Consider the following 23,019-nt stretch of genomic DNA (forward strand, 5'->3'; position numbering starts at 1 on the left):
CGACAGGACTGCATTCAGATCCGGCGCGTCGCCTCAGCCAGCCACCGCCGCGCAGCCGCCTCCGCAAGAAAAGGCGAAATCTCCTTGCGCACCCGGGCGTGATAGGCGTTGAGCCAGGCGATTTCATCCGCGTCGAAAAGCTTGCGCTCGACCAATGAAAGATCGATCGGGGCCAGCGTTATCGTCTCGAACCCCAGCATCTCCCGCTCCGCGCCGGCGATGGTCCTCGGCTCGACGACCACGAGATTTTCGATGCGAATTCCCCAATGTCCGGCTTTGTAATAGCCCGGCTCGTCGGACAAGATCATGCCCGGCTCGAGCGGCGTCGAACCCAGCTTTGAAATGCGCTGCGGCCCCTCGTGGACCGACAGATAAGAGCCGACGCCATGCCCGACGCCGTGATCGAAATCGAGACCCGCGCGCCAGAGCGGCAATCGCGCCAGCGCGTCGATTTGCGCGCCGGAGGCGCCCTTGGGAAAGATTGCGCGCGCGATCGCAATATGCCCTTTCAAGACGCGGGTGAAGCGGTCGCGCATCTCGGCGGTCGGCCTGCCGATGGCGACGGTGCGGGTGATGTCGGTCGTGCCGTCCTCATATTGCCCGCCCGAATCGATCAGGAAAATGCCTTTTCCAATTGTCCGATTGGTCTTTACCGTCACCCGATAATGAGGGATGGCCGCATTCGGGCCCGCCGCGGCGATTGATGGAAAAGACACGTCCTTCAGCTTGCCGGACTCGCGCCTGAAAGTTTCGAGCGCCTCGGCCGCATCGATTTCTGTGACGTTTCCTTTGGGCGCCTGAACCGAAAGCCAATGGAGAAAGCGCACGACGGCGACGCCGTCGCGGCGATGCGCCTGACGCGCCCCTTCGAGCTCGGTCGGATTTTTCTTCGCCTTCATCAAAGCGATTGGATCGAGGCCCACCTCAATCCGGCCGCCAGCGTTTTTCGCGGTCTCGGTTAGCTTAGCCGCGACCGTCGCGGCGTCGAACAGGACGCTCTTGCCCGCTTTTCCGAGATCTTCGAGATCCGGAACAAGCCGATCCGGAGCTGCGACGTCGGCGAGCTTTGAAAGCGTCTCGCGAAGCTTTGTGTCGAGCTTGCGCGCGTCGACATAAACGCGCGGCCTGCCCTCTTTCAAAACAAGGGCGTGGGCGAGGGGCAAAGGCGTATGCGCGACGTCGCGGCCGCGAATATTGAAAGCCCAGGCGACGGAATGCGGATCGCTCACCAAAAGCGCGTCCTTGCCGGCGAGAGCCGCGGCCGCGCGCGCGAGCTTGCTGCTCGCCGTCTCACCTGCGAATTTGCGCGCGTGCAGGCTAATTTTGCCAAGCGGCGGCGCTGGACGATCCGCCCATAATCCGTCGATCGGATTGGGCTCGAGGGGGACGAGTTCGCCGCCGGCCGCCCCAACCGCCTTGGCGAGCCGCTCGATCTGGCGCGGCGTATGCAGCCAGGGATCGTAGCCAAGCCTTGCACCGCGCGGGAGATTCGCCTCGAGCCATTTTTCAGGGCTCGTCTCCTCGATCGCGACGGGTTGAAAAATCGCTGTATCGACCTGGTCCTTCACCGCCAGGGCGTAGCGGCCGTCGATGAAAATCGCCGCGTGCTCGCGCAGAACAATGGCGAGCCCCGCCGAACCCGTGAAGCCTGATAGCCACGCGAGCCGCTCCTCCGAACCCGCGACATATTCGTTTTGATGCTGATCGGCGCGAGGGATGAGAAAGGCGTCGACGCGTTGCCGGTCGAGAGCCGCTCGCAATTCCGCGACCCGCGCGACGCTCTGGGAAAGATCCGATCGATCCTCAAAAGACTGAAAGAGGCTTTCAAACATGTCGTAAGAGTAGCGGCGCTTAGACCGCGCCGCAACATGCCTCGACGCTATTTCGCCGCCTCTTGGCAGCCACCCTCTATTGGATGTCCAGGCACAGACCCGGCTTTCCACCGCAGGTCGAAATCACACATTTCCGCTTCAAGACATTCAACTTCCAGCCGGAGCGCGCAGCCGCCCGAGAAGATCATCTCAACCACGCCAGCCGGAGCTTCCGTTTCCTCGAAGCTGATGCTGAGGAGATTAAGAAGAGCGGAACGGTCTTTTGGGGCGATGCCCATGCATTTGGCCCTGAGCACGCGCTCAAAATGAAGTCCAGCGCGACACCGTTCCAAACCGCCGTTCATCGCTTTCACCCAATCGAACCTGGATGCGACTATGGCGAAGCGTTTCGACTCGGGCAGATACGCCATGTCGCCGACGCGAACCAAGGCGTCTTGAAGATTGGCCGAAATCACTTTCAAATCTTCGTCGTCGAAGGCGATCAAGCGCAGAAGATCCGGCATCGGCCTCTCCCTCCTCGGGCTCTATTTCATTCGCGGGGACAATTCGGGCCGCCGCGTCGTGGAGCGCCGCCCGAGCGTATGCGGCCGCTGTAAAAGACCTTTGAATACGCGCAAACGCAGGACTCTCGCCCCTCGCCAACGCCTTACGACGTCGAAAAGTCTCGGCTTTCGGTTCGGCCGGCGATCGATCCGCGATCAGCTTGAATTGGGACCGCCGTATGGCCGTTTCAAGGCTAAGCCGCGCGCAAGGACGATTTGTTTCAGCCTATGGCTGTAGTCGGCGCGCAAGCGCCTAACTGCGCCTATCCCGCGCCGGAGACCCGCTCAATGAGCGCACCGCAGCCGCCGAGCTTGTCCTCGAGCCGCTCAAAGCCGCGGTCGAGGTGGTACACGCGATTGACCGTCGTCTCTCCACGCGCCGCGAGCGCCGCGATGACGAGCGACACCGACGCGCGAAGGTCGGTCGCCATGACCGGCGCCCCCTGCAGCTCGTCCACGCCATCGACCAGGGCGACGTCGCCCTCGAGTCGAATATGGGCGCCGAGCCGCGCCAATTCCTGAACATGCATGAAGCGATTTTCGAAGATCGTCTCGGTGATGCGCGAGCGGCCCTTCGCCTTGGTCATCAGGGCCATGAATTGGGCCTGAAGATCGGTCGGAAAGCCGGGAAAGGGCGCCGTTTCAACATCCACCGGCGCCAAGCCCGCGCCGTTGCGGCGCACGCGAAGCCCCTCATTGGTGACGGAAATTGTCGCGCCGGCCTGCTCTATGACGTCGATCGCGCTTTCCAGTAGATCCGCCCGCGCGCCCTCGAGCAGGACGTCCCCGCCGGCCATGGCGACGGCGATCGCATAGGTGCCGGCCTCGATGCGATCAGGCAGGACCGCATGGCGCGCGCCCGACAGCGCGCCCACGCCCTCGATTTCGACGACGGATTGGCCGGCTCCTTTGATTCGCGCGCCCATCTTGTTCAGGCAGTCGGCGAGATCGACGATCTCCGGCTCGCGCGCCGCATTGACGAGCAGCGTGTGGCCATGGGCGAGCGAGGCCGCCATGAGCGCCGTATGGGTGCCGCCAACCGTCACCTTCGGAAAATGGATTTCGGCGCCGATCAGGCCATTGGGCGCAATGGCGTGAACATAGCCGGCTTCGATCTCGACTTTCGCGCCGAGCTTTTCCAGCGCCATAATAAGAAGGTCGACCGGTCGCGTGCCGATGGCGCAACCGCCCGGAAGCGAGACCTTGGCTTCGCCCATTCGGGCCAGGAGCGGCGCGATGACCCAAAAGCTCGCGCGCATTTTGGCGACGAGTTCATAGGGCGCCAATGTGTCGACGATCGTCCCCGCGGTCAGATGGATCGCCCGGCTCGCATAGGGCGCGGCGCCGAGCCTGCGCCCATCGACCGAATGATCGACCCCGTGATGGCCAAGAATGCGCAGCAGCATAGCGACGTCGGCAAGGCCGGGGACATTCTCGAGGGTCAATGTCTCGCGTGTCAGAAGCGAGGCGATCATCAGCGGCAAAGCCGCGTTCTTGGAGCCTGAAATCTGAATGACGCCATTCAGCGCATGGCCGCCGACAATGCGAATGCGATCCATCAATCCCCCGTTTCAGATTGCTGCGTCTAGGATTTTTCGGCGTCCGCGTCTTTGGCCGGATCGTCCCGAAGCCTTTCCCTCCGATCGGCTTCCTCCGCCCTGCGCCCGCGGTTTTGGGCCTTGCGCCGCCCCAAATTGGCCCGAAGCGCCTCAGCGAGACGTCGGCGCTCGGCGGCCTTGCGTTCCCCTGCTCCATTGACATCAGGCGGAGCGCGATTTTCTTCATTCGCTCCGCTCATGCGCGCCTCCCTCGACGCCAATCGAATAGATTGGCGCGACTTAACCCCATGATTTCTTGTAAATGGCTGCGCTGGCCAAGACAAGGCGCCCGCGCGGCCGAGGTCCGCATGGCCTCGAACCCGCGTCTGGCCTTTGCTGCTCGCTTGCCTAACCGGCAGGCCTATGGCACATACGCGCGGCTCGAAGCGAGAAAATCTCGACGACGTCGACTCGATGAAGGCTGCGGTAGCTCAGTGGTAGAGCACTCCCTTGGTAAGGGAGAGGTCGAGAGTTCAATCCTCTCTCGCAGCACCATCCTATTCCATGGGTTTCAATTAAGTTCCTGCTTCTATAAAGTTTTCGGCCGCCCCTTTGCGCAAATGGCCGTTTCAATGCCGAAGCTCAAACGCGATCCAAAGAGTGGAAGCTGACGGGCTCGCAAAGTGATCCCCGACGACTTGCGCCACGTATTCGGCAAGTTGGAAGACAAGCCGCATTAGCCGAACAAGAAGCCGCCCGGCAATATTACACCTGGTTCAAGGACATTGAGGCGCGCATTGCTGCCGCCTGGACCGGCCAAGTCGGGCTATCAGACGAACAAGTGAAGGCTCGCTGATGGGACGACGCGTACCCCTTCTTCCTAGTCACTTAAATTGATAGCCCAGCGGGCCGGTCTCTCCAGACGTGGATAGAGGTTGTTCGGGCCGCCCAATTGAATTATTGGCGCGAGAATGTTCACGTTTTAGCTGTTGATGCTACAAAAGGTGTGCTTTCGTTAGGTTCGGTCATGATAGGATTTTCTTGAAAACTTAACCGCTCGCAGTCCAGATCCGCGGTCACTGACTGCGTGCGATCGCGTTTTGCGCTTGGTCAGGAGGTGGACGCCTGCTCCGCCAAGGTTTCGAAAGGGTTCCGCCGTGGAAGAGGCAGTCGAAGCAAAGCTCCTTTCAATCGAGTCGAAATTAAGCGAATTCGATTATCCGCCACAGCTTGTGATTGAAAATACGTCCAGGTGCAATCAACAGTGCATTCATTGCTCGCATAAGGAGCTGATTCGGCCAAAGCGGCCGATGGAGCGCGCGCTGTGGGACAAAATTGTCGTTGAAATCGGCCGCGAGGCGCCGGGCACGGAGATCTGGCCGACATTTTACGGCGAGGCGCTCGGGATGGGCGAAGAAATTTGGGACCGAATCGATTACGCCGCCGAGGTCGGCTGCGCTAATCTGGTCCTGAATTCGAACGGCGCCCTTCTGCTGCGGCTGGGCCATATCGACCGCATTCTTCGCTCGCCGTTGAAGCGGTTCATTCTGAGTCTGGACGGCTATACGAAGGAAACCTACGAGAAGATCCGCTATCTCGGCAAATGGGAGGAGACTTACGCAGGGGTCGAGGAACTGTTGCGTCGCAAGGAGGCGCGCGGCGGCGAATTTCCGGCGATCATCTGTCAGTTTTCCTTGATGGCCGAGAACGAACAAGAGGTCGAGCCCTTCCGCAAATATTGGCAAGATCGCGGCGCGGAGGTCAAGGTTCGGCCCAAGCTTGAATGGACGGCGAGCGGGTCGATTCGCTCCGACCGGATCGACCACGAGACGGCTTTCCGCATCGCATGCCCGTGGGGTAATAACACCATGGCCATCCACCAGGACGGCAGCGTCGTCGCCTGCGCTGTCGACTATGAGGGGATGTTCAAGGCCGGCAACGCCAATGACATGACGGTGCGGGAACTCTGGGCGGTTCTAGGCGAGAAGCTGCGGCGTCCGCATCGAGAGCATCGTTGGAGCGATATGCCGGAGGTTTGCAAAGGGTGCCGCGACTGGCAGACCGCCGGTGCGGAATATGAGAAAAAGAACGCGCCGGGAACGCGGCCGTTCTGGTATGACCCGGAGACCACCGACTTCAGGGTCAGCCGGGACAATTTTCCAAGCGAGTTCGAGGTGCAACATGACTGAAGCCGCTCTCAGCGAAAGCCCTGCAGCGCCGCACGGCAAAGCGAGCCCGCCGACCCATGTGCAGGAAGAATATGGACTGCGGCCGGAAGCCGCCGAGTTTCCGATGATGCTCGTTTTGTCCTTCGTCTATCCCTGCAACGCGGAATGCCCGCATTGCCCCTATACGAACTCGAATATCCGCGACACCTATAAAGATGCGCCTTTCATGTCGGAGGAGATCTTCAAGAAGATCGCCGATGAGGCCGGACCGCATGGCGCCTATTTGCGCATTTCCGGCGGCGGCGAGCCGATGCTTCACCCGAAAGCCATCGAACTGTTCACCTACGCCAAAAAGGTCGGCTGCAAGATCGGGCTCATCACGAACGGCTCTGCATTCACCGAGAAAAATTCGCTCCCTCTGCTCGAGGCGGGACTCGATATGATCGAGTTTTCGGTCGACGCGCGCGATCCCGAGACTTACGCCATAGTTCGCAAGGGCTTGAAATGGGAGCGGCTGCTTCAAAACGCGCGTCGCATGATCGACATGCGCAACAGTTTGGGCAGCGCATCCAAGATTGTCGCCTCTGGGGTCAATCAAAAGGGCGTCGACATAGACGCGGTCGAGACGTTCTGGCGGGATGAGATTGGCGTCGATAATTTCATTAAGCGCAAATTTCTGACCTGGGGCGTCAACACCGACCTCGACGCTTCGCGCTCGGCCGATCCGGCGCCTTATCTCAACACTGAGGATGTGCCTTGTCCTTTCATTTTCGAGCGGCTTAATATCGATAGCCGCGGGAATGTGATGGTTTGCGGCTACGACATCGCCGCAAACACCAGCATGGGGATGGTCGGCAGCCAAAGCATTCGCGACATCTGGCATGGCGAAGGGTTCAAGCATTATCGCGACAAACATCTCGCGCGCGAAGGCAATGACATTTCCATGTGCCGGACTTGCCCCGATTGGAAATATCGCTCCTGGCAGCACAATTACTGGAAGGTCGTGAAGGACGCCGAAGCCAACAGGCAAACAAAGCTTGGCCAGTTGAGCCTTGACGATGACTTCCAATCGGCGGCCGTCGGCGACGGCGCGGCTTCCTGACTTCGGCATGTGCGGGATATGCGGTTTTACGGGAGAGCCCGACAGGCGAACCTTGCAGCGCATGACGGATGTTGTTGCGCATCGTGGCCCGGATGAAGCCGGGCACTGGGAAAACGGCGACGTCTCGCTTGGCATGCGTCGATTGGCGATCGTCGATCTGGCCACCGGCCAGCAGCCCATTTTCAATGAAGACCACACTATTGCGGTGGTCTTCAACGGAGAAATCTACAATTATCCTGAGCTGCAAGCAGAGTTGAAAGAACAAGGGCATAGGTTTCGAACCGACCATTCAGACACCGAAGTCATCGTCCATCTCTACGAACAATATGGCGACGCTTTTCTCCACAGGCTCAATGGCATGTTCGCCATCGCCTTGTGGGATATCCCGCGCCGCCGCCTGCTGCTTGCGCGCGATCGGGCCGGGATTAAGCCGCTTTATTTCGCACAGGCCGGCGGGCGCCTCATCTTCGCTTCCGAAATCAAGTCGATCCTGCAGCATCCTTCCATCTCGCGCGAGCCAGACTACGCGGCGCTGTCGCACTACTTGAGCCTGAAAAACATTCCGGCCCCATGGAGCGCATTTCGCGGCGTTCAACAGCTTGGCCCCGGTCAATTCGCGGTCTTTGAAAACGGCGCGCTCTCGCAACGCATTTGGTGGCGGCCGGTCTTTGCGGAGAATCTCCAGCTTACAGAGCAGGAGGCCGCAGCGCGCATCAGGGCTCTGCTCGAGGATGCGGTCCGCTTGCAGATGCGTGCGGACGTTCCCTTCGGGGCCTATCTGTCGGGCGGAGTCGATAGTTCAAGCGTCGTCGCACTCATGACGCAGATCGGTGGGCGACCGGTACAGACCTTCTCGCTCGTCTATTCCGATGAGTTGGACAATAAGACCGCCGATCAGGAATATGCGCGCCTTGTCGCGCGCGAGTTTGGAACCGATCACCATGAATATGTTTTAGGATTTCAAGAGGTCGCCGAAAGCATCGACCCGGTGCTCGACGCATTCGACGAACCTTTTTCCGGCGTCACCTCGACCTATTTCGTGACCCGACTCATCGCCAAGCATGTCAAGGTCGCATTGTCGGGAGACGGCGCCGACGAATTGTTCGGAAGCTATCTCGCGCATCGCCTCGCGCAGCCGCTGCATCATTTTGAAACTTTGCGGGATAGGGCGCGAGGAAGTCTCACGCCCGAGGAAGCAAAGCTGCTCGCGCCTTTTTCCGATAATCTGGACTATCTGTCGGCGGTGTTCGACCGCGGCGGCGAAGTTGATCGACGCGCCTCTCTTTACCTTTGGAGCGACCACGAAAAGAGAGAGCTGCTTTCGGATAAGATGCTGGCTCTTTCGGGGGGCGTCGAGACGGGCGATCTCATCGCCAAACGCTATGCCGAAGCCCAAACGAAGGACCCGCTGAACCGCGCCCTCTATTGCGACTTCACGACCCTGCTACCTGACCAGGTTCTTGCTTTCGTCGATCGGCTGTCGATGGCCCATTCGGTCGAGGTCCGGCCGCCGTTTCTCGACCATCGCCTGATCGAATATGCCGCGACCATTCCCGGATCGCTGAAGATCCATAACGGACGCGAAAAACATATCTTGAAAGAAGCGGTGCGCGGCTTGATCCCGCAGTCCGTGATCGATCGCCGCAAGGAAGGTTTTGTCCTGCCGATGGACTACTGGCTTTTGCACAATCTCCGCGACAAGGTCGAAGCGACGCTGGCCCCGCCGCGTCTTGCTGCGCATGGCCTTATCCGTCCGGAAAAGGTCCGCGCCGTTCTTGACGCGCATTATGCGCGCTCCGCCAACCATGGTCCGAGAATCTGGAATTTGATGATGTTCCAGCTATGGTGGGAGAAGTTCTTCGGTGCGGCGTGACGAATGGAATTCACGCTGTTTCGAGTGAAAATACGCAGCGCCCTCGACGTTGTCTGACCGCACGAACAACAGCCGGATTGGAGGATTGATGCAATCCAACGCGTTGCGTTTGGCGTGGGGCGTCGGGGGGCGCGGTCGCATCCTGGAGGCGGTTATCGAGGCGAATGCGAAGGGCCTCCTTGCGACCAAACCCGCTCTGGTCATCGTCAGCGCGCCTTCGCCTATCGAAGCGGTCGCCAGCCGCCACGGCATAGCGTCACGATTGATCGAGGGAGGGCGAGGCAAGGCTCCGAAGGCGTTTCACGATGCGTTCACGGCGGCTCTCGTGGAGAACCGAATCGATTGGCTCGGGCTTACTTTTGATAAGCTTCTCGCCGAACGGACGATCGACGTTTTGCAAGGCAAAATATTCAACGTTCACATGTCGCTCTTGCCGCTCTTCCCCGGTTTCGGCGCGGTGCGCAAGGCCTTGTCTAGCGGCATGCGGGTCGCAGGAGTGACTGTTCACATGGTTGGGCCTGGAATGGACGATGGCCCGATTCTCGGGCAGGCGATCGCGCCGATCCTTGCGGGCGACGCTGAGACGACGCTCGGGCGCAGGCTTTTCGAGCGCGCCGTGCCCCTCGTGCTCCAAGTGGTGCGCGCGATCGAACGCCACGAGCTTACGTTGGATGGGAAGCGCCAACCGCAATGGTCTGCATGGGCCGGGACGGACGGCAGTTATTTTGCTCCCTCGCTCGACCAGGATCTAACGGATTTTGCGCAGGCGTTTTGCTCGCGATGCGCGTGACGGGCCCGCCATGCCGAGGCCTTGCGCCCAAAAAGGCCCATTGCTTGTCGCTTGCGCCCAAATTTCCTATTAGAGATTTTTCGGATCTGGAGGATGCGGGTTGACCACAGTGGTGATTCTTCAACCAGGCTTCTTGCCGTGGCTCGGCTTCTTCGATCAGATGTTTCGCAGCGACGTATTCGTCTATTATGACGACGTGCAGTTCGACAAGCATGGCTGGCGCAACCGCAATCGGATCAAATCGCCGTCAGGACCGGCATGGGTCACGATTCCTGTGCTGCATAGCAGCAAGCATGGTCAAAAGATCCTCGACGCCGAAATCGACTATCAGCAAAACTGGCCGCGCAAGATCATCGGGGCCATTCGCCAGAACTATGCGCGAGCTCCTTATGTCGCCGATTATCTTCCGGAACTTGAAGCCGTGCTGATGAAAACCTGGCGGTTTCTCGTGGATATCGATCTCGCCATCGTCGACATGATGTGCCGATGGCTCGCTTTTCAGCGGCCTCTGTTCAGGTCGTCCGAGCTTGGCATCGAAGGCGATAAAAGCGGCCGTCTCTTGGCGATCTGCCAGCATTTCTCAGCGAGTAAATATCTGTCAGGAAACGCCGCCCAGGACTATCTCGACACTGGGCTTTTCCTCGAAGCGGGGATCGGCGTAGAATGGCAGAACTTCAATCACCCTACATATCCGCAGCTCCACGGAGATTTCATTCCCTGCCTCTCGGCGCTGGACTTGGTGCTCAATGTCGGGTCTAAGAGCAATTCCGTACTGAGAGGGAACTCGTGAAGACGCTTTTGATCACCGGTGGCGCCGGATTCATCGGCAGCAACTTCGTCCGTCATATCTATCGCAAGTATCCCGATTACAAGATCCTTGTCCTAGACGCGCTGACTTATGCCGGCAGCATCACCAACCTGCCGGAAAACAGTTTTGACAGCGACCGGTTCGAGTTCTGGTACGGCAATGTGCTGAACGCCGATGTCGTCGACTCTCTCGTGTCCCGTTCCGATATCGTCCTGCATTTCGCAGCCGAGTCGCATGTGACGCGCTCGATCTTCGACAATCGCCTATTCTTCGAGACCGATGTTCTTGGCACGCAGGTCGTCGCCAATTCAGTCCTCCGTCATCGCGACCGCGTCGAGCTGTTTGTCCATATCTCCACCTCCGAGGTTTATGGCACGGCCACCGGCTCGATCATGGATGAAGATCATCCTCTGAACCCGATGAGCCCCTATGCCGCCGCGAAGTGCGGCGCGGATCGCCTCGTCTATTCTTACTGGATGACTTATCGCATTCCGACGGTGATCATCAGACCGTTCAACAATTTCGGACCTTTTCAGCATCTCGAAAAAGTCATTCCGCGCTTCGTCACGAGCTGTCTCTTGGGCGAGCCGCTCAATGTGCATGGCGACGGCTCGGCCAGACGCGACTTTCTCTTCGTCCAGGATCATTGCGACGCACTCGATAAACTGATCCATGCGGAGCGCAGCAAGATCATCGGCGAGGTCTTCAATCTCGGCACCGGACGGGATGTCAGCGTGCGCGAGATCGCCGAAGCCGTGAAGGCCGCGATGCATAATTCCGCAAGTCCCATTCACTTCACCGGCGACCGGCCCGGCCAGGTCTTTCGCCATACCTGCGACGCTTCAAAGGCGATCGAGGCTTTGGGTTGGAAGCCGAGCATCTCTTTCGAGGACGGCTTGCGCGAAACGATCTCGTGGTATGTGGCCAATGAGGACTGGTGGACTCCGCAGCGTTGGATGCGTCACATCCCGATCATCAACGCCGCCGGAAAGAGGGAACTCCATTGAGCCAACCGGTGCCGTTCTATCGTCACGACCTCGGGCGGCCGGAGCTCGACGAGATCGCTGATGTATTCGCGGGCCCGATCCTCACCACAGGCGATAAGGTTGCGCAGTTCGAACGCATGTTCGCCGATTATCTCGGCCGGCGCCACGCGCTAGGGGTGACGAGCTGCACCGGCGCAATTCACATGTCGCTTCTGGCCCTCGACATAGGCCCGGGCGACGAGGTGATCACGACGCCCATGACGTTCATCGCGACCGCGACGGCGATCCAGGAGGCGGGCGCAAAGCCGGTTTTCGTCGATGTCGAGCCGGACACCGGCAATCTCGACGCGCGCCGCGTCGAAGCGGCGATCACGTCGCGCACGCGGGCGATCCTCCCTGTGCATCTCTATGGCTTGATGTGCGACATGCGCGCTTTGCGTGAGATCGCCGAACGGCGCGGCCTCGTGATCATCGAAGATTGCGCCCATTGCGTGGAAGGCGCTCGCGATGGGGTCCGACCGGGCCAGCTCTCAGACGCTGCATGCTTCAGCTTTTACGCAACGAAAAATCTGACCTGCGGGGAAGGCGGAGCGGTGGCGACGGACCGCGACGATCTGGTTGACAAGCTACGGTTGCTGCGCCTGCACGGCATGACGAAGACCGCCGCCGATCGTCATCGCGAAGGATATGTTCATTGGGACGCCACCCTGTTGGGCTGGAAATACAACATGGACAATATTCAAGCGGCCATCCTGATCCCGCAATTGAAGCGGCTGGACGCGAAGCTCGGCGAGCGCGAGAAGCTCGCAAGGCGCTATGCCGAAAAGCTGAGCGAAATTCCAACAGTTCGGATGCCGGCAACCCACGCCGACGCTGTGCATGCGCGTCATCTCTTCCCAATCTGGGTCGGCGAAGGCCAGAGGGATCGCTTGATCGCAGAATTGAACGAGCGGCAGATTCAAACAGTCGTAAATTATCGCGCCATTCACTTGCTGACGCATTTTTCCGGCGCTCTCGGCCATCGGGTCGGCGATTTTCCTATAGCCGAACGGATGGGGGACGAGACCGTATCGCTCCCGTTCTATCCGACAATGCCTCTTGAATTCGTCGACATCGTCTCCGACGCGATCGCAAATATTCTTCGAACGGCGCGGACCTCTGGCGCGATGCTTTCCTAATCGTCGACGCTCTGTCCGACAAAGTTTACCGCAATCATTCAGGGCAAGCGGCTGGATTCGATGAGTCAGAACGAAAAATGTGATTCAATACGTCTGATCGTAGCGTTGCCGCCGCGCCAATATTTCGGCGGCAACGATTGGCAAAACGCGCTCACGATCGTCGAATCGCTTAGACCAAGCTTCCCAAACATATTCCTGTTCGACTGCGACGCCTATCTATCGGACAGCGATGCAAAATTCGCCGCCCAAATGACAGCCGCGCGAAATTTTCAGCCTAACGTCGGCCTGTCGCTGCCGAATTCGTCTTATGGGCTCATCCTCGATAAGCGCGCCGCCTATTACAAGAAAAGGTTTCGGGATTATCTGACATTTCCGCAGCACCCGACTCCGCTTGGCAATGTGTTCGCCGATGAGCTCGGCGTGCCGATCATCATGCTCTGGGACCATCTCATCACGCATGCGCCACAGTTTCTTCTTGGCTATGCGCCGGTGCAGCGCCAGGAATCGCTCCCCGGCAGTCTTGCGAAACTGACGGACGGATTGGTCCGCAAGAATTTTATCCATTATGTGCCGGACTCCGGCCATATCGAAGTCTTCGACCGGTTAGGCGTGTGGGAGCCTGGCTCGGTGCGGCGCTATGTCGTTCCAGGCCACAATATCTTTTTAAAAGATCAGCAAGAGCCGCCGAATGGATTGATCGGCGATCGCATCCTCTTCGTCGGCAATTTGAGCGCCGGCGGCGCTATCTCGGCCTATGGCGACGACCCGGTGGTGCAAGAGATCAGGGACTATGTGACCCAGGTGAAATGCAAGGACTGGGGAACGGCCGCTTGGCGCGCCTACGAAGCGATCGCCGCTCAAAAGGTTGCGGCGGGGATCGCCGAGCTTCACCCCGACCACTCCTTCTTTTGGGCGCTCGGACGACCGCTGACGACCGACGTTGTCTTGACTGCGTTCCGAACAACGGTGTTCAAGTCGCTAGCCGCGCCGATCGACTTTTACGGCGGCTTCACCGATCCGGATTTCGTCGCGGACCTCGGCCGTTCCGGTCTATTCAACGCCATGGGCAGCGTTCCGTTTGAAAAGCTCGGCGAGATTTATGCGCGCTACCAATTTGCCGTTGACATCACGCATACGCCCTTCATTCACGGCAGCAACGCAAAGGTGTTGAATTGTTTTGCGGCGGGCGGATTCATGTTCGTCGACTGGAAGGAGGACCTTCACCAAGAGCTCGGAGCGTTGGCGGAGGAGTTCATGTACCGCAGTGCGGACGAGCTGAATTCCAAAATTGAGAAACTAAAGGCAAACCCGAAAAAGCGGCTCGAAATTATACAAGCCATGCGCCTAAAAATAGCGAACGGCTTGAATTTCGTTGCATTCTTATCGGCAACTATTCGCGATGCTGCGCAACTAGCGCGGAACTAGTATGTTTGGCCGCCATTACTGAGATCTACTTCATATGTGGAAGCCCGATAGGCAAGGCGTTGGGGGAGAAGCACGACAACGTGTGGGGCGTCTAAGACCGACATCGTGGGGGCGTGGCTCATCAAGCAGACGCTGCGGAAAGACGCGCAGGATCATTTTTTGCGCACGTTTTGCAGTTCTGGGTCCGTCTCTGTTGCGGTCCTGATTGAACGGGGGGCGCCGCCTAGCTTAACGGGTGCAGAGGAAGTCAAGATGGGCCTCTGCTGTCGGCGTATAAATTTTGTGCGCCGAACAGGTTGATGCCCGACGGATCATCTCGGCGGTCGCTGCTCTACCTTCCGACCTACAGCCCCGACTTCAATCCGATCGAAAACGCCTTCTCAAAACTCAAAGCACTGCTGCGAAAAGCCACCGAGCGAACAGTCGGTAGGCTCTGGAACGGGCTAGGCGCCCTCCTCGACGAGGTCTCACCAAAAAGATTGCCCGAACTTCTTCCCCCCGACAGGATATGAGCCGGATTAAGGCGAACCCGCTCTAGGCGTAGTTGTTGGCATGCGCCAGCAGAACGTCAACATAAGAGTCAGCGCTATGAGTCTGCACAAAGGCTTTGGCCCGCTCCGCCGCGCGCGTCTGTCGCATGGCGAGATCGGGCAGGAGCCGGGCAATAGCTCCGCTCAGCTCTCTGGCATTATAAGGTTCGAACACCTCGCCTTCCGCCTCGCCCCGCTGAATGCTTTTTGCCGCGAAAGTTCCGGCGGAGGCGACAATTGGGCGGCCAGAGGCAACGGACTCTGTAAATATACCAGACCCGCGCAGACCGAAGAGGAACGGGTCATACGGCAATAACATCACGTCTATCTTATGAGTCTCCGCCATATATTCGTCACTGCTTAGTATGCCTTCGATCAAGCGAACGCCTTTCATCGATCGCAATCGCCGCTCCGCTTCGAGGGTGGTTCGCTCCCATCCACCATGCTGAACCTGAACCGTAAAATCGGCCTCGAGTCCATTATTTTGGCCGAACTCAATCGCCTCCGGAAGGAGATGAAAACCCTTGTCACTTTTTGAGTAGCCGAAAAACCCAAGGCGCGGTCGGCCGACGGTTACGGCGGCACGTCGCGTCTGTCCGAAAGGGATTGGTAAAATTTTAGTTTCGATGCCGAATTTGTCACGATACAGGCGACCGATCGCGTCATTCTCTGTTGTAAAGAACAATGTCTTTCCGATCATCCGATCGGCCAAGCGAAAAGCTTTCCTGTACAGTCCTTGGCCGAAGGCGGCATTTCGTCCGAAAGACGTCCAGGTAGGGGGGAACATCAATTGGCAAATTACGCGAGGCCGCAGGTTAAGCGGCCTCGCAAGCAAACAGCGGATCAGCCCAAAGATTTGATTCTGGGAGATAGCTGGTATGACAATGATATTGGCGGGGCTCCAAACCTCCGCTGGCAACGCATCTAGATCCTTCTCGAAAGATGCGTTGAGGATCTTCGAGCTTGTTAGTTCTGAAGGAGATGAGGCGTCAAATGAGGCGCCTCGGATCATCGCTATCAGCGACCGTAAGCGTCTTTCATTGCGCGTTGGCGTTTCATGCTCATAAAGCGAACGGCTGAAATGTGGGATTGCGTCGATCTCGCCACTGATGGAGGGATCCATGGATTTCATCCCGAATACGCGATAGCGCAACGCGCGGCGCGTTAGCGCCTCGCCTACTTTCTTAGCAAGATTGTAACTGTGTTCCGCTTTACTGCTTAAGCCATTGTCGAGGAAAATTATCTCCATTGAATTTCACGTCTGCTTAGTGCATGTATAATGCGCATTTAAAAAGAACTAATAACGCGCTTCGGCGTCGCGCCGCCCGTTCTCAACGGTGAACGTTTCATAATCGAAACCGTGAAGACCATAGAAAAATAGGGAAAGCGACGCGGCAAACCCTCCCGCGAGGGCTTTTCACTGCAACGGTTCCAAACCGCAGTGCGAATTTTCCGGCTTGTGTAGCCCTTGACCGGCCCCAACCTTTTGCATGACGTGCGGACCCGCCGCGCAGAGCACGGTCGCAAGCTTTTGCTTGTCGACGAACTCCTAGAGCGCTGACATTACACTCCTGCCCTCATCGATCGACAGACCGATCTCACCAGACGCAAGCCTTGAATCTGTTCTCGATCTACACTTGCGCCCATTGGATTTCAGCAAATTCGTCGGGTTCCTCGATCGTCACCATCCATACCATCGCCGCCTCACTCAAGTCGGCGATTTCATGAAACAGGCCTGGCTAATGTTACCAAGAAAGCGCGAAGACTCGCCAATCGATTTCAACAACGCACCAGGTTTCCGATCAAGCGAGGCACACACCGTATTCACTCAGCCTTTTTCTTTTTAGTGGGTTTAGCCCCTTTGGCGCCGCCTTCACCCGGTTCCGCTGAGAAATAGGTTTCATACTTATTCTTCTTGCCATCGAACTCCGCTGCCTCCGGGAGGGCCTTCCGTTTGAACGCAAGATTTGGCCAGATCTTCGCCATGTCGGCGTTGAGCTTGGGGAAAATACCAAGGTCCTTGGCAGTATCGGCCTTAATCGCTTGGGCCGGACATTCCGGCTCGCAAACACCACAGTCGATACAAACTTCCGGATCGATGACCAGCATATTCACGCCCTCGTAGAAACAATCGACGGGGCAGACCTCCACGCAGTCCGTGTATTTACATTTAATGCAATTATCGAGCACGACAAAGGTCATGACTTCCTCCCAATGGCGCATTCCATCCGCGCCAACATGATTATCGGTGCGCTAAACCCTTTGCAGGGCCACCACAAGTTATCGCTTGCTACCTGAAGTTAAGCGCCAGCCGTTGAGACTCGCAAGCCGTTTTTTTCGTCAGGACCGCTAAGCTATTTCTCTTTCTTCAAAGGCGGCGCGCTCGCCATCGTCTATTCTTCGAATAGGAGCTTTCGCTTGCGGTTAGGCATCGCGTCGAAGTCCCCGGCGCGACGACCCACAAAGTGCAGAGCCCCCTCTCAAAATACGATCGTCAACGCGTCTCCCAGCACGACCGAATGCGCCGCGGCTTTGATCCTGTCCCCCATCAACGGATTCCGTTTCGCTATTTGTGCATTGATGGCCTGCGAGCCAGCGTGAGAGGCGTAGCCGGTCTGGGTCGCGAAGCCTCCTGCACGGTCATCGCGCCCACAATTAACGAAGCGCCGAACAGAACTCCGCATTCACTCAGCGGCGACGCGCTCACGGAAGCCCAATTGACGCAGAGCCCGGTCGATCCATAACTTTGTCAGCTTCTCCTGCACGTTGTTTTGCGAGAGACGCTCGCGAAGGCTGGCGAAATCGACACGGTCGAGCGCCTGATCCTGGTTGAAGCAGGAGAACACGACCGTCTCTGCCCCGGTGCTCGGATCACGATGAAGCTGGAGACATTGCCCGCAGATTTCTTTCATCGCGCATTGCATCGGCGAATTAATCGATCCGATCGCGGCGTGAGACGGTTTCAGCAGCGGCTTCAACACGCCGTGCCGCGCCTTGGCCACGGCGTTCATCATGCCGTCCGAACCGATCGCAATGATGCGATCAACCTCGTCGAGCGGGATAGCGGGCTTACCCAGCTTACCCGATCCATAGGCCTCGATCGCTTCGACAATATTGCAGACGATGGTCGAATCCTGCGGCCGGGTCGGCTTGAAGCCGGGGGCTTCGTCCGAGCACCAGACGATGACATCGGCCGCACGCTCGATCTCTTCGATCTTATAGCGGTCGATCAGACGTTTGTAGCCGGCGACATAGATAACCTTCGAACCGGCCGCGCGAAGCGCTTGCCCGATCGAGAACAAGACCGCATTGCCGAGACCGCCGCCGACAAGCAGGGCAGTCTCCGCCGGCGGCGTTTCGGTCGGCTCGCCCGTAGGTCCCATTAAGATGACAGGCTCGCCCGGTTTCAAATGCGCGCAGAGATCCGACGAACCACCCATTTCCAGGACGATCGTCGACAGAAGACCTTTCTCCTTGTCGACCGAAGCGCCGGTAAGCGCGAGGCCCTCCATCATCAGCGTCGTGCCGTCGGTGCGGGGCGCCAAGGCTTCAAAGTTCTGCAAGCGATAGAATTGGCCTGGCTCGAAGGCGCGCGCCGCGAAGGGCGCCTTGACCGTAACTTCGACGATTGTCGGAGTCAGGCGTTCGACCGATTGCACCGAGGCGCGCAACCCCTCGCTCATCGTCGCGGCAAGGGCCGCCGGCGTTGCGACCGAATGCGGAATCGACGTCATTTTACGGCTGACGACCGGATAGCCCAATTTCGCGCTGGCCATGGCCTTCACGACATTGCCGGCGAAGCTCGGATGCAGGTCGCCGAAGAAGCTCACGGCTCTTCCGTCAAGCCGCGCGCTCATCAACACATGAACTGTGTCGGGCTTGCAGCATTTTTCCGGGCTGACGGGCGAACCGTCCTCGCCATAAGCCTGGAAATAGCGGCCGTCGAGGGCGACATTGTCCGGGTCTTCGCGGCCAAGCACCGTGTTTGGCTGGGTTCCAGCCGCCACGATGATGCAGCGCGCGGGCAGTTCGATCCGCTCGCTGGTTCCGTCGGCCGCTTTGCGCGACACAACCAGAGCTTCCGCCGCGCCCCAGCGGTCGACCTTGACCTCCTCAGGCGTGAGGCCTTCCGCGAAGCGGATGCCTTCCTGCATGGCCAAAGCCACTTCTTCATGGTTCAGGGTATAGCTCGGCGAGTCGATCAGACGGCGGCGATAGGCCAAAACAACGCCGCCCCATTGCTCCAACAAATCAGTAATACGCGGCTTCCGTCCTTCCTCCGAAGCGGCCTTGCGCTCCTTCCGGATGGCTCTCGCATGCGTAATGAATTCGTCGACGATCTCTTGCTCGGCCGGCGACCAGACCGAACGGACCAGCGACTCGCCATGTTCGGCGACGAGCGTTTCGTAGCGGATCAGAAATTTCTCGACCTGCACGGGATAATAGGCCAAGGCCTCGGTGCCGGCGTCGATCGCGGTCAGGCCGCCGCCGATCACTACGACAGGCAGGCGGATCTGCAGATTGGCGATCGAGTCCGCCTTGGCGGCGCCGGTCAATTGCAGGGCCATCAGGAAGTCCGACGCCTGCCTGACACCGGGCGCCAAGCCATTCTTCATCGGGATCACTGTCGGGCGCCCCGCCCCCGCGCAAAGCGCAATATGATCGAAGCCGAGCTCAAAGGCTTTGTCGATGGTCAGCGTGCCGCCGAAGCGAACGCCGCCGATCATAGTGAACTGGCTGCGGCGCTCCAGCAGCAGTCGGATGATCTTTAGAAAGTTTTTGTCCCAGCGGACCGTGATGCCATATTCCGCGACGCCGCCGAAACCAGCGCCGGACCGTGTCTCCAACGGTTCGATCAGGCCCTTCACGTCGTAGATCGGCTCGAACGGAGCCCGGACGCCGTATTTATCGACGCCGGACAAAGCCGGGTCAAGCGGCTCGATCTTTAATCCGTCGACCGCGACGATGCTGTGGCCGTCGTTCATCAGATGATGCGCCAGCGTGTAGCCCGCTGGTCCGAGACCGACGACAAGCACTTTGTAGCCGGTGTCCGCCTTCGGCACAGGACGACGAAGATTGAGCGGACTCCAGCGGGTCAGCAGCGAATAGATCTCGAAACCCCAAGGAAGGGACAGCAGCTCTTTCAGGGTTTGCGTCTCGACCTGCGGGATGTCGACCGGCTCCTGCTTTTGGTAGACGCAGGACTTCATGCAATCGTTGCAGATCCGGTGCCCGGTTCCCGCGCACATGGGATTGTCGACCGTGACGATCGCGATCGCGCCGACCACGAAGCCGCGCGTCTTCACCAGATTCATCTCGGAGATTTTTTCCTCGAGCGGACAGCCGTTGAGCGGCACGCCGAAAGCGCTGCCCTTGAAGCCTGGCTTTTCCTTGTCCTTCAATCCTGACGAGCAGCTGTCCCTGCCCTGCTTGTGGCACCAGATGCAGTAATTGGCTTGATCGAGCGCGCCGCGCAGATCCGTGCCGTGATCAGTCAGCGCGAAGCCGTCGCGATGCCGCCACTGGCTTCGCGGGAGATGCGCCTGAACGACGCCGTCGATGACTTCGCTCTCGATCGGAACGAGATGTTCGGGATTGAGCTTGTGCGGCGTCTTGAACAATACGCCGGACTTGTGAATCGCGTGGCCCGCTTCGGAAAGGGTCGCCCAGGCGGCGTAGCTCGCCGCTAGATCAAGCGCAGCTTCGTTCGCTTCGTCGTCGGCGTCGAGCCACGTCTGCACGTGGGACGCGTAGCTGAGTTCGGTGAGCGGTTCGCCGAATAATTTCTCAAGGCCGGCCCGGACCGCTGGTCCGTCGATAGCCTCAGCCTCTTCCGGCTCAACGCCTTTGATCGCGCGGCGCTGCACGAACAGCCGCTTGACCGTATAGATCGGCGCCAGTTCATCGTGGCGCGCCCGCATCGCCGAAATCTCACCGGATATTCCGAAGAGCCGGCCGATAAAATCCTCGACATGAGGAGCCGCATCTACGATGAGATCCGACTGACTTTTGGCGTCAAGGGACGAGGGGTCCGCGCGCCCGGCCGTCAAACGATCGTGAAGCGCATCGTCTGTTTCGGCCAGATGTTTGATGAACGCCTGATCGATCGCAGCCGTCCCGTCGACGGTATAGAGCTGCTCAAAGCTGAAGCCCATTCCGAGTTGAAGCTTATGCGCCATTTAACATCCTATCGGCAAAAGAGACGGTTCAGTTTGCCGAAGCTCAAATGCATAACTCAAACCGGACCTGCCACGCGGGTATCTAGCAAAGTCCGCGGTTTGAGTACAAGTCAAATGCGTCTCGACAATTCCCGCTTTTTACATAGTCGCTTTGTCCTTCGCTGAGGGCGGCATCAGATGCGAAGCGGGACAGCCTAAATTCTTTCTCGCCTCGGCCTGCAGCCATCGCACGAAATATTGCGGCGTTTCACTCTATGAACAATAGCAGGAGCTTAGCCGATAAAGTTCCTGGTCCCGTGATTTTGCGTGATCAACGTGGCGCAGTCATGCCATCGGCGATCGACACCTTCCCATCTGTTAGGTGAAGGACGACGCCAACAGACCGAGGCGGCGAGATCTTGGTGATCTCGGCTTTGGCGCGCGCCACAGTAACCTGCGCCTTTTAGCCGCAGGGCAAGCACCAAACATAAAACTTAGAGAAACCAGGCCCCGGCCAAGTTCAGCGCGGCCTCTGGTCACTGTATGATGTTCAGACTGTCTCAAACTTGGGAGTGCTAGAAGCCGATCCAAGAAGAAGGGATTCATGAGCAAAGCCTTGGCTTGATCGAGCGTCGAGCATGAGGCGGATCATCGCGAGATGGACGAAGGCGGCGAAGGTCGTATCGTAGCGTTCATAGTCGCGGGCGAGACGACGATTGCGGCTGATCGAGGCGAAGGTTCGCTCGCCGATCCAGCCCTTCGACAAGGCGACGAAGCGGTGGAGATCCGATCGCTTGACGATTTCGAGGCGCCGGGAGGCGGTGGCCGCAATGACCTTGGCCATTTTCGCTCCCCCGCATCCGCGAAAAACCTCTCGATGAAAGTAAAGCGCCTCCTCACGCGCAGCAATAAATCTCGGACGCCGTCGCGGTCTCGGATTTGGGCCGGCAAGACGCTCACGCCGAGTAGGAGGCCAAGCGTATCGGCGAGGATGTGGCGCTTGCAGCGCGTGGCTTTCTTGCCCGCGACGAATCCTTGCTGACGAGTCGCAGCCCCCTTTTTGCGCCGCCTTGGCGCTCTGCAAGTCGATGATGATCGCGGCGCTGGGGTTCGCCTCTCTCCCGGCGGTCTCACGGACAGCGGCATAAATCGCCTCGAGAATCCGGTCGAGCGTTCCATCCGAGTCTCATAGCATGAAGTAGAAACGCGCGGTCCTCTTAGGGACAGGTCCTTCGGCGGCGCCTTCCATTTGCAGCCGTCGATTAGAACTCGCACCAGTTTCAGACTTGAGTATATTCACGCCCCGCGGCGCCGCCGAGACCAATGCGCGAAGATCAGCGTGAAGCGTCGGTCGATCTGAACCTGTCGAGCCGCCCCTCTTTCAGCACGCAATCGGCCAGCGCGAAATATGCTCGGGCCGTTTCCCTGGGGATCCTCTCGACGCAGATGCGCCTAACCCCGTCCGACAAGGACAACCAGTTGATCGCGATCTTAGCGCGGGCGAGATTTTCCCGAGCGATGCATTCGCCCTTTGCTTCTTTCGAGATGAAAGCCATCGCGCAATTACGCGCGACGTCAAACTCCGGAACGCCGTCGTGCGGCCGCGCCTCAGGCCCTATCGCACCAGTCACGTCGCAAGGGGAAAGGTTGGCGGCGGCGGCGACGCCGCCCGGCGAAAAAATGGAAAAGACCAGGGCGAAGAGAGCCAAAAATTTCATAGCGCGGACTTCTCGGCGGCAGCTTGGACGAGGGCATTAACGTATTGAATGCTTGAACTTGTCGAACGCTTGATGGCGCGTCGAACGCCCGGTCGCAGACTGCACTGAACAGCGACGCGCATTGGTCGACCGCAGGCGCGCGCCGATCCAAGACCAATCTGCCTCCGATAGAAACTCATCTGCTCAGGACGCGCTCCCATGAAAAGGCCATCACTACCCCCCGCGCCTTGCCCGAAGCTAACCAAAAGCCATCTCCCGCGCGTTCGTTCGCTGGGTCCGAGGGGCGACAGCCGGCCTCGGAAACATTTGAGCCGCCGGATCCTCGCCGCCGCACTTATCCACAGGAACATTTGACTTACATCCATATATTC

At 58.8% G+C, this 23,019-nt stretch carries 17 protein-coding genes, 1 tRNA gene and 2 pseudogenes; 10 read left to right on the forward strand and 10 right to left on the reverse strand.

Translation table 11 applies throughout. From position 1 onward, the window contains the following. Positions 1-14 precede the first annotated feature (14 nt). The 4 genes from METAC_RS0108685 to METAC_RS0108700 form a co-directional block, all read right to left on the reverse strand. Entirely contained in the window at positions 15-1,832 is a 1,818-nt protein-coding gene (locus tag METAC_RS0108685) for an aminopeptidase P family protein (RefSeq protein ID WP_026606725.1), read from the reverse strand. Positions 1,833-1,879: 47 nt separating this feature from the next. Then, positions 1,880-2,335: a DUF2948 family protein gene (locus tag METAC_RS22925; protein WP_036255407.1), complete on the reverse strand. Its 456-nt coding sequence runs from the start codon at positions 2,333-2,335 to the stop codon at positions 1,880-1,882. Positions 2,336-2,637: 302 nt separating this feature from the next. After that, positions 2,638-3,933 carry a UDP-N-acetylglucosamine 1-carboxyvinyltransferase gene (gene murA, locus METAC_RS0108695; RefSeq protein WP_026606726.1) on the reverse strand — a complete coding sequence of 432 codons (1,296 nt, stop codon included), beginning with the start codon at positions 3,931-3,933 and terminating at the stop codon, positions 2,638-2,640. Positions 3,934-3,959: 26 nt separating this feature from the next. Beyond that, positions 3,960-4,172, reverse strand: coding sequence for a hypothetical protein (locus tag METAC_RS0108700; protein WP_026606727.1), 213 nt, complete (start codon positions 4,170-4,172; stop codon positions 3,960-3,962). A 220-nt stretch (positions 4,173-4,392) separates the two neighbouring features. Here METAC_RS0108700 and METAC_RS0108705 point away from each other — a divergent pair. The 10 genes and pseudogenes from METAC_RS0108705 to METAC_RS27065 form a co-directional block, all read left to right on the forward strand. Continuing rightward, positions 4,393-4,467, forward strand: a tRNA-Thr gene (locus tag METAC_RS0108705). Positions 4,468-5,144: 677 nt separating this feature from the next. Further along, positions 5,145-6,101, forward strand: a complete 957-nt coding sequence (locus tag METAC_RS0108710; protein ID WP_342446961.1) for a radical SAM/SPASM domain-containing protein — start codon at positions 5,145-5,147, stop codon at positions 6,099-6,101. After that, a complete protein-coding gene (locus METAC_RS22930) occupies positions 6,094-7,182 on the forward strand; it encodes a radical SAM/SPASM domain-containing protein (RefSeq protein ID WP_084143530.1) in 1,089 nt (362 codons plus the stop codon). Before METAC_RS0108710 ends, METAC_RS22930 begins: the two co-directional genes overlap by 8 nt. A 7-nt stretch (positions 7,183-7,189) precedes the next feature. Then, positions 7,190-9,055: an asparagine synthase (glutamine-hydrolyzing) gene (asnB, locus tag METAC_RS0108720; protein WP_026606729.1), complete on the forward strand. Its 1,866-nt coding sequence runs from the start codon at positions 7,190-7,192 to the stop codon at positions 9,053-9,055. Between the two features lie 88 nt (positions 9,056-9,143). Then, complete coding sequence (purN, locus tag METAC_RS25150; protein ID WP_051335475.1) at positions 9,144-9,845, forward strand: phosphoribosylglycinamide formyltransferase; 702 nt, start codon at positions 9,144-9,146, stop codon at positions 9,843-9,845. 109 nt (positions 9,846-9,954) lie between these two features. Beyond that, complete coding sequence (locus tag METAC_RS0108730) at positions 9,955-10,635, forward strand: WbqC family protein (RefSeq protein WP_026606730.1); 681 nt, start codon at positions 9,955-9,957, stop codon at positions 10,633-10,635. Beyond that, positions 10,632-11,660, forward strand: a complete 1,029-nt coding sequence (locus tag METAC_RS0108735) for a dTDP-glucose 4,6-dehydratase (RefSeq protein WP_026606731.1) — start codon at positions 10,632-10,634, stop codon at positions 11,658-11,660. The genes METAC_RS0108730 and METAC_RS0108735 overlap by 4 nt, the downstream gene beginning before the upstream one ends. Then, entirely contained in the window at positions 11,657-12,817 is a 1,161-nt protein-coding gene (locus METAC_RS0108740) for a DegT/DnrJ/EryC1/StrS family aminotransferase (protein WP_036255410.1), read from the forward strand. Before METAC_RS0108735 ends, METAC_RS0108740 begins: the two co-directional genes overlap by 4 nt. Positions 12,818-12,877: 60 nt before the next feature. Then, positions 12,878-14,242, forward strand: coding sequence for a glycosyltransferase family protein (locus tag METAC_RS0108745; RefSeq protein ID WP_084143533.1), 1,365 nt, complete (start codon positions 12,878-12,880; stop codon positions 14,240-14,242). A gap of 326 nt (positions 14,243-14,568) precedes the next feature. After that, a pseudogene (locus METAC_RS27065) lies at positions 14,569-14,764 on the forward strand (transposase); the annotation flags it as partial. 12 nt (positions 14,765-14,776) lie between these two features. Here METAC_RS27065 and METAC_RS0108750 read toward each other — a convergent pair. From METAC_RS0108750 to METAC_RS0108785, 6 genes and pseudogenes are all read right to left on the reverse strand, one after another. Then, complete coding sequence (locus METAC_RS0108750; RefSeq protein WP_026606734.1) at positions 14,777-16,021, reverse strand: glycosyltransferase; 1,245 nt, start codon at positions 16,019-16,021, stop codon at positions 14,777-14,779. A gap of 575 nt (positions 16,022-16,596) precedes the next feature. Next, positions 16,597-16,974: a ferredoxin FdxA gene (gene fdxA, locus METAC_RS0108760; protein WP_026606735.1), complete on the reverse strand. Its 378-nt coding sequence runs from the start codon at positions 16,972-16,974 to the stop codon at positions 16,597-16,599. 482 nt (positions 16,975-17,456) lie between these two features. Next, complete coding sequence (locus METAC_RS0108770) at positions 17,457-20,951, reverse strand: FAD-dependent oxidoreductase (protein WP_026606737.1); 3,495 nt, start codon at positions 20,949-20,951, stop codon at positions 17,457-17,459. A gap of 529 nt (positions 20,952-21,480) precedes the next feature. Continuing rightward, the gene (locus METAC_RS0108780) at positions 21,481-21,774 is read right to left on the reverse strand and encodes a transposase (protein ID WP_026606738.1); all 294 of its coding nucleotides are present in this window, start codon (positions 21,772-21,774) and stop codon (positions 21,481-21,483) included. Positions 21,775-21,794: 20 nt separating this feature from the next. Further along, a pseudogene (locus METAC_RS27435) lies at positions 21,795-22,109 on the reverse strand (hypothetical protein); the annotation flags it as partial. A gap of 155 nt (positions 22,110-22,264) precedes the next feature. Further along, positions 22,265-22,648, reverse strand: a complete 384-nt coding sequence (locus METAC_RS0108785) for a hypothetical protein (protein ID WP_026606739.1) — start codon at positions 22,646-22,648, stop codon at positions 22,265-22,267. Positions 22,649-23,019 lie beyond the last annotated feature (371 nt).

Origin of the sequence: Methylocapsa acidiphila B2 (genome assembly GCF_000427445.1) — a bacterium.
Lineage (GTDB): Bacteria > Pseudomonadota > Alphaproteobacteria > Rhizobiales > Beijerinckiaceae > Methylocapsa > Methylocapsa acidiphila.

Bases quoted from the DNA above. Each gene is read 5' to 3' on its own strand.
- METAC_RS0108685 (WP_026606725.1), bottom strand. From the start codon at position 1,832: ATGTTTGAAAGCCTCTTTCAGTCTTTTGAGGATCGATCGGATCTTTCC.
- METAC_RS22925 (WP_036255407.1), bottom strand. From the start codon at position 2,335: ATGCCGGATCTTCTGCGCTTGATCGCCTTCGACGACGAAGATTTGAAA.
- murA (WP_026606726.1), bottom strand. From the start codon at position 3,933: ATGGATCGCATTCGCATTGTCGGCGGCCATGCGCTGAATGGCGTCATT.
- METAC_RS0108700 (WP_026606727.1), bottom strand. From the start codon at position 4,172: ATGAGCGGAGCGAATGAAGAAAATCGCGCTCCGCCTGATGTCAATGGA.
- METAC_RS22930 (WP_084143530.1), top strand. From the start codon at position 6,094: ATGACTGAAGCCGCTCTCAGCGAAAGCCCTGCAGCGCCGCACGGCAAA.
- asnB (WP_026606729.1), top strand. From the start codon at position 7,190: ATGTGCGGGATATGCGGTTTTACGGGAGAGCCCGACAGGCGAACCTTG.
- purN (WP_051335475.1), top strand. From the start codon at position 9,144: ATGCAATCCAACGCGTTGCGTTTGGCGTGGGGCGTCGGGGGGCGCGGT.
- METAC_RS0108745 (WP_084143533.1), top strand. From the start codon at position 12,878: ATGAGTCAGAACGAAAAATGTGATTCAATACGTCTGATCGTAGCGTTG.
- METAC_RS0108750 (WP_026606734.1), bottom strand. From the start codon at position 16,021: ATGGAGATAATTTTCCTCGACAATGGCTTAAGCAGTAAAGCGGAACAC.
- fdxA (WP_026606735.1), bottom strand. From the start codon at position 16,974: ATGACCTTTGTCGTGCTCGATAATTGCATTAAATGTAAATACACGGAC.
- METAC_RS0108770 (WP_026606737.1), bottom strand. From the start codon at position 20,951: ATGGCGCATAAGCTTCAACTCGGAATGGGCTTCAGCTTTGAGCAGCTC.
- METAC_RS0108780 (WP_026606738.1), bottom strand. From the start codon at position 21,774: ATGGCCAAGGTCATTGCGGCCACCGCCTCCCGGCGCCTCGAAATCGTC.
- METAC_RS0108785 (WP_026606739.1), bottom strand. From the start codon at position 22,648: ATGAAATTTTTGGCTCTCTTCGCCCTGGTCTTTTCCATTTTTTCGCCG.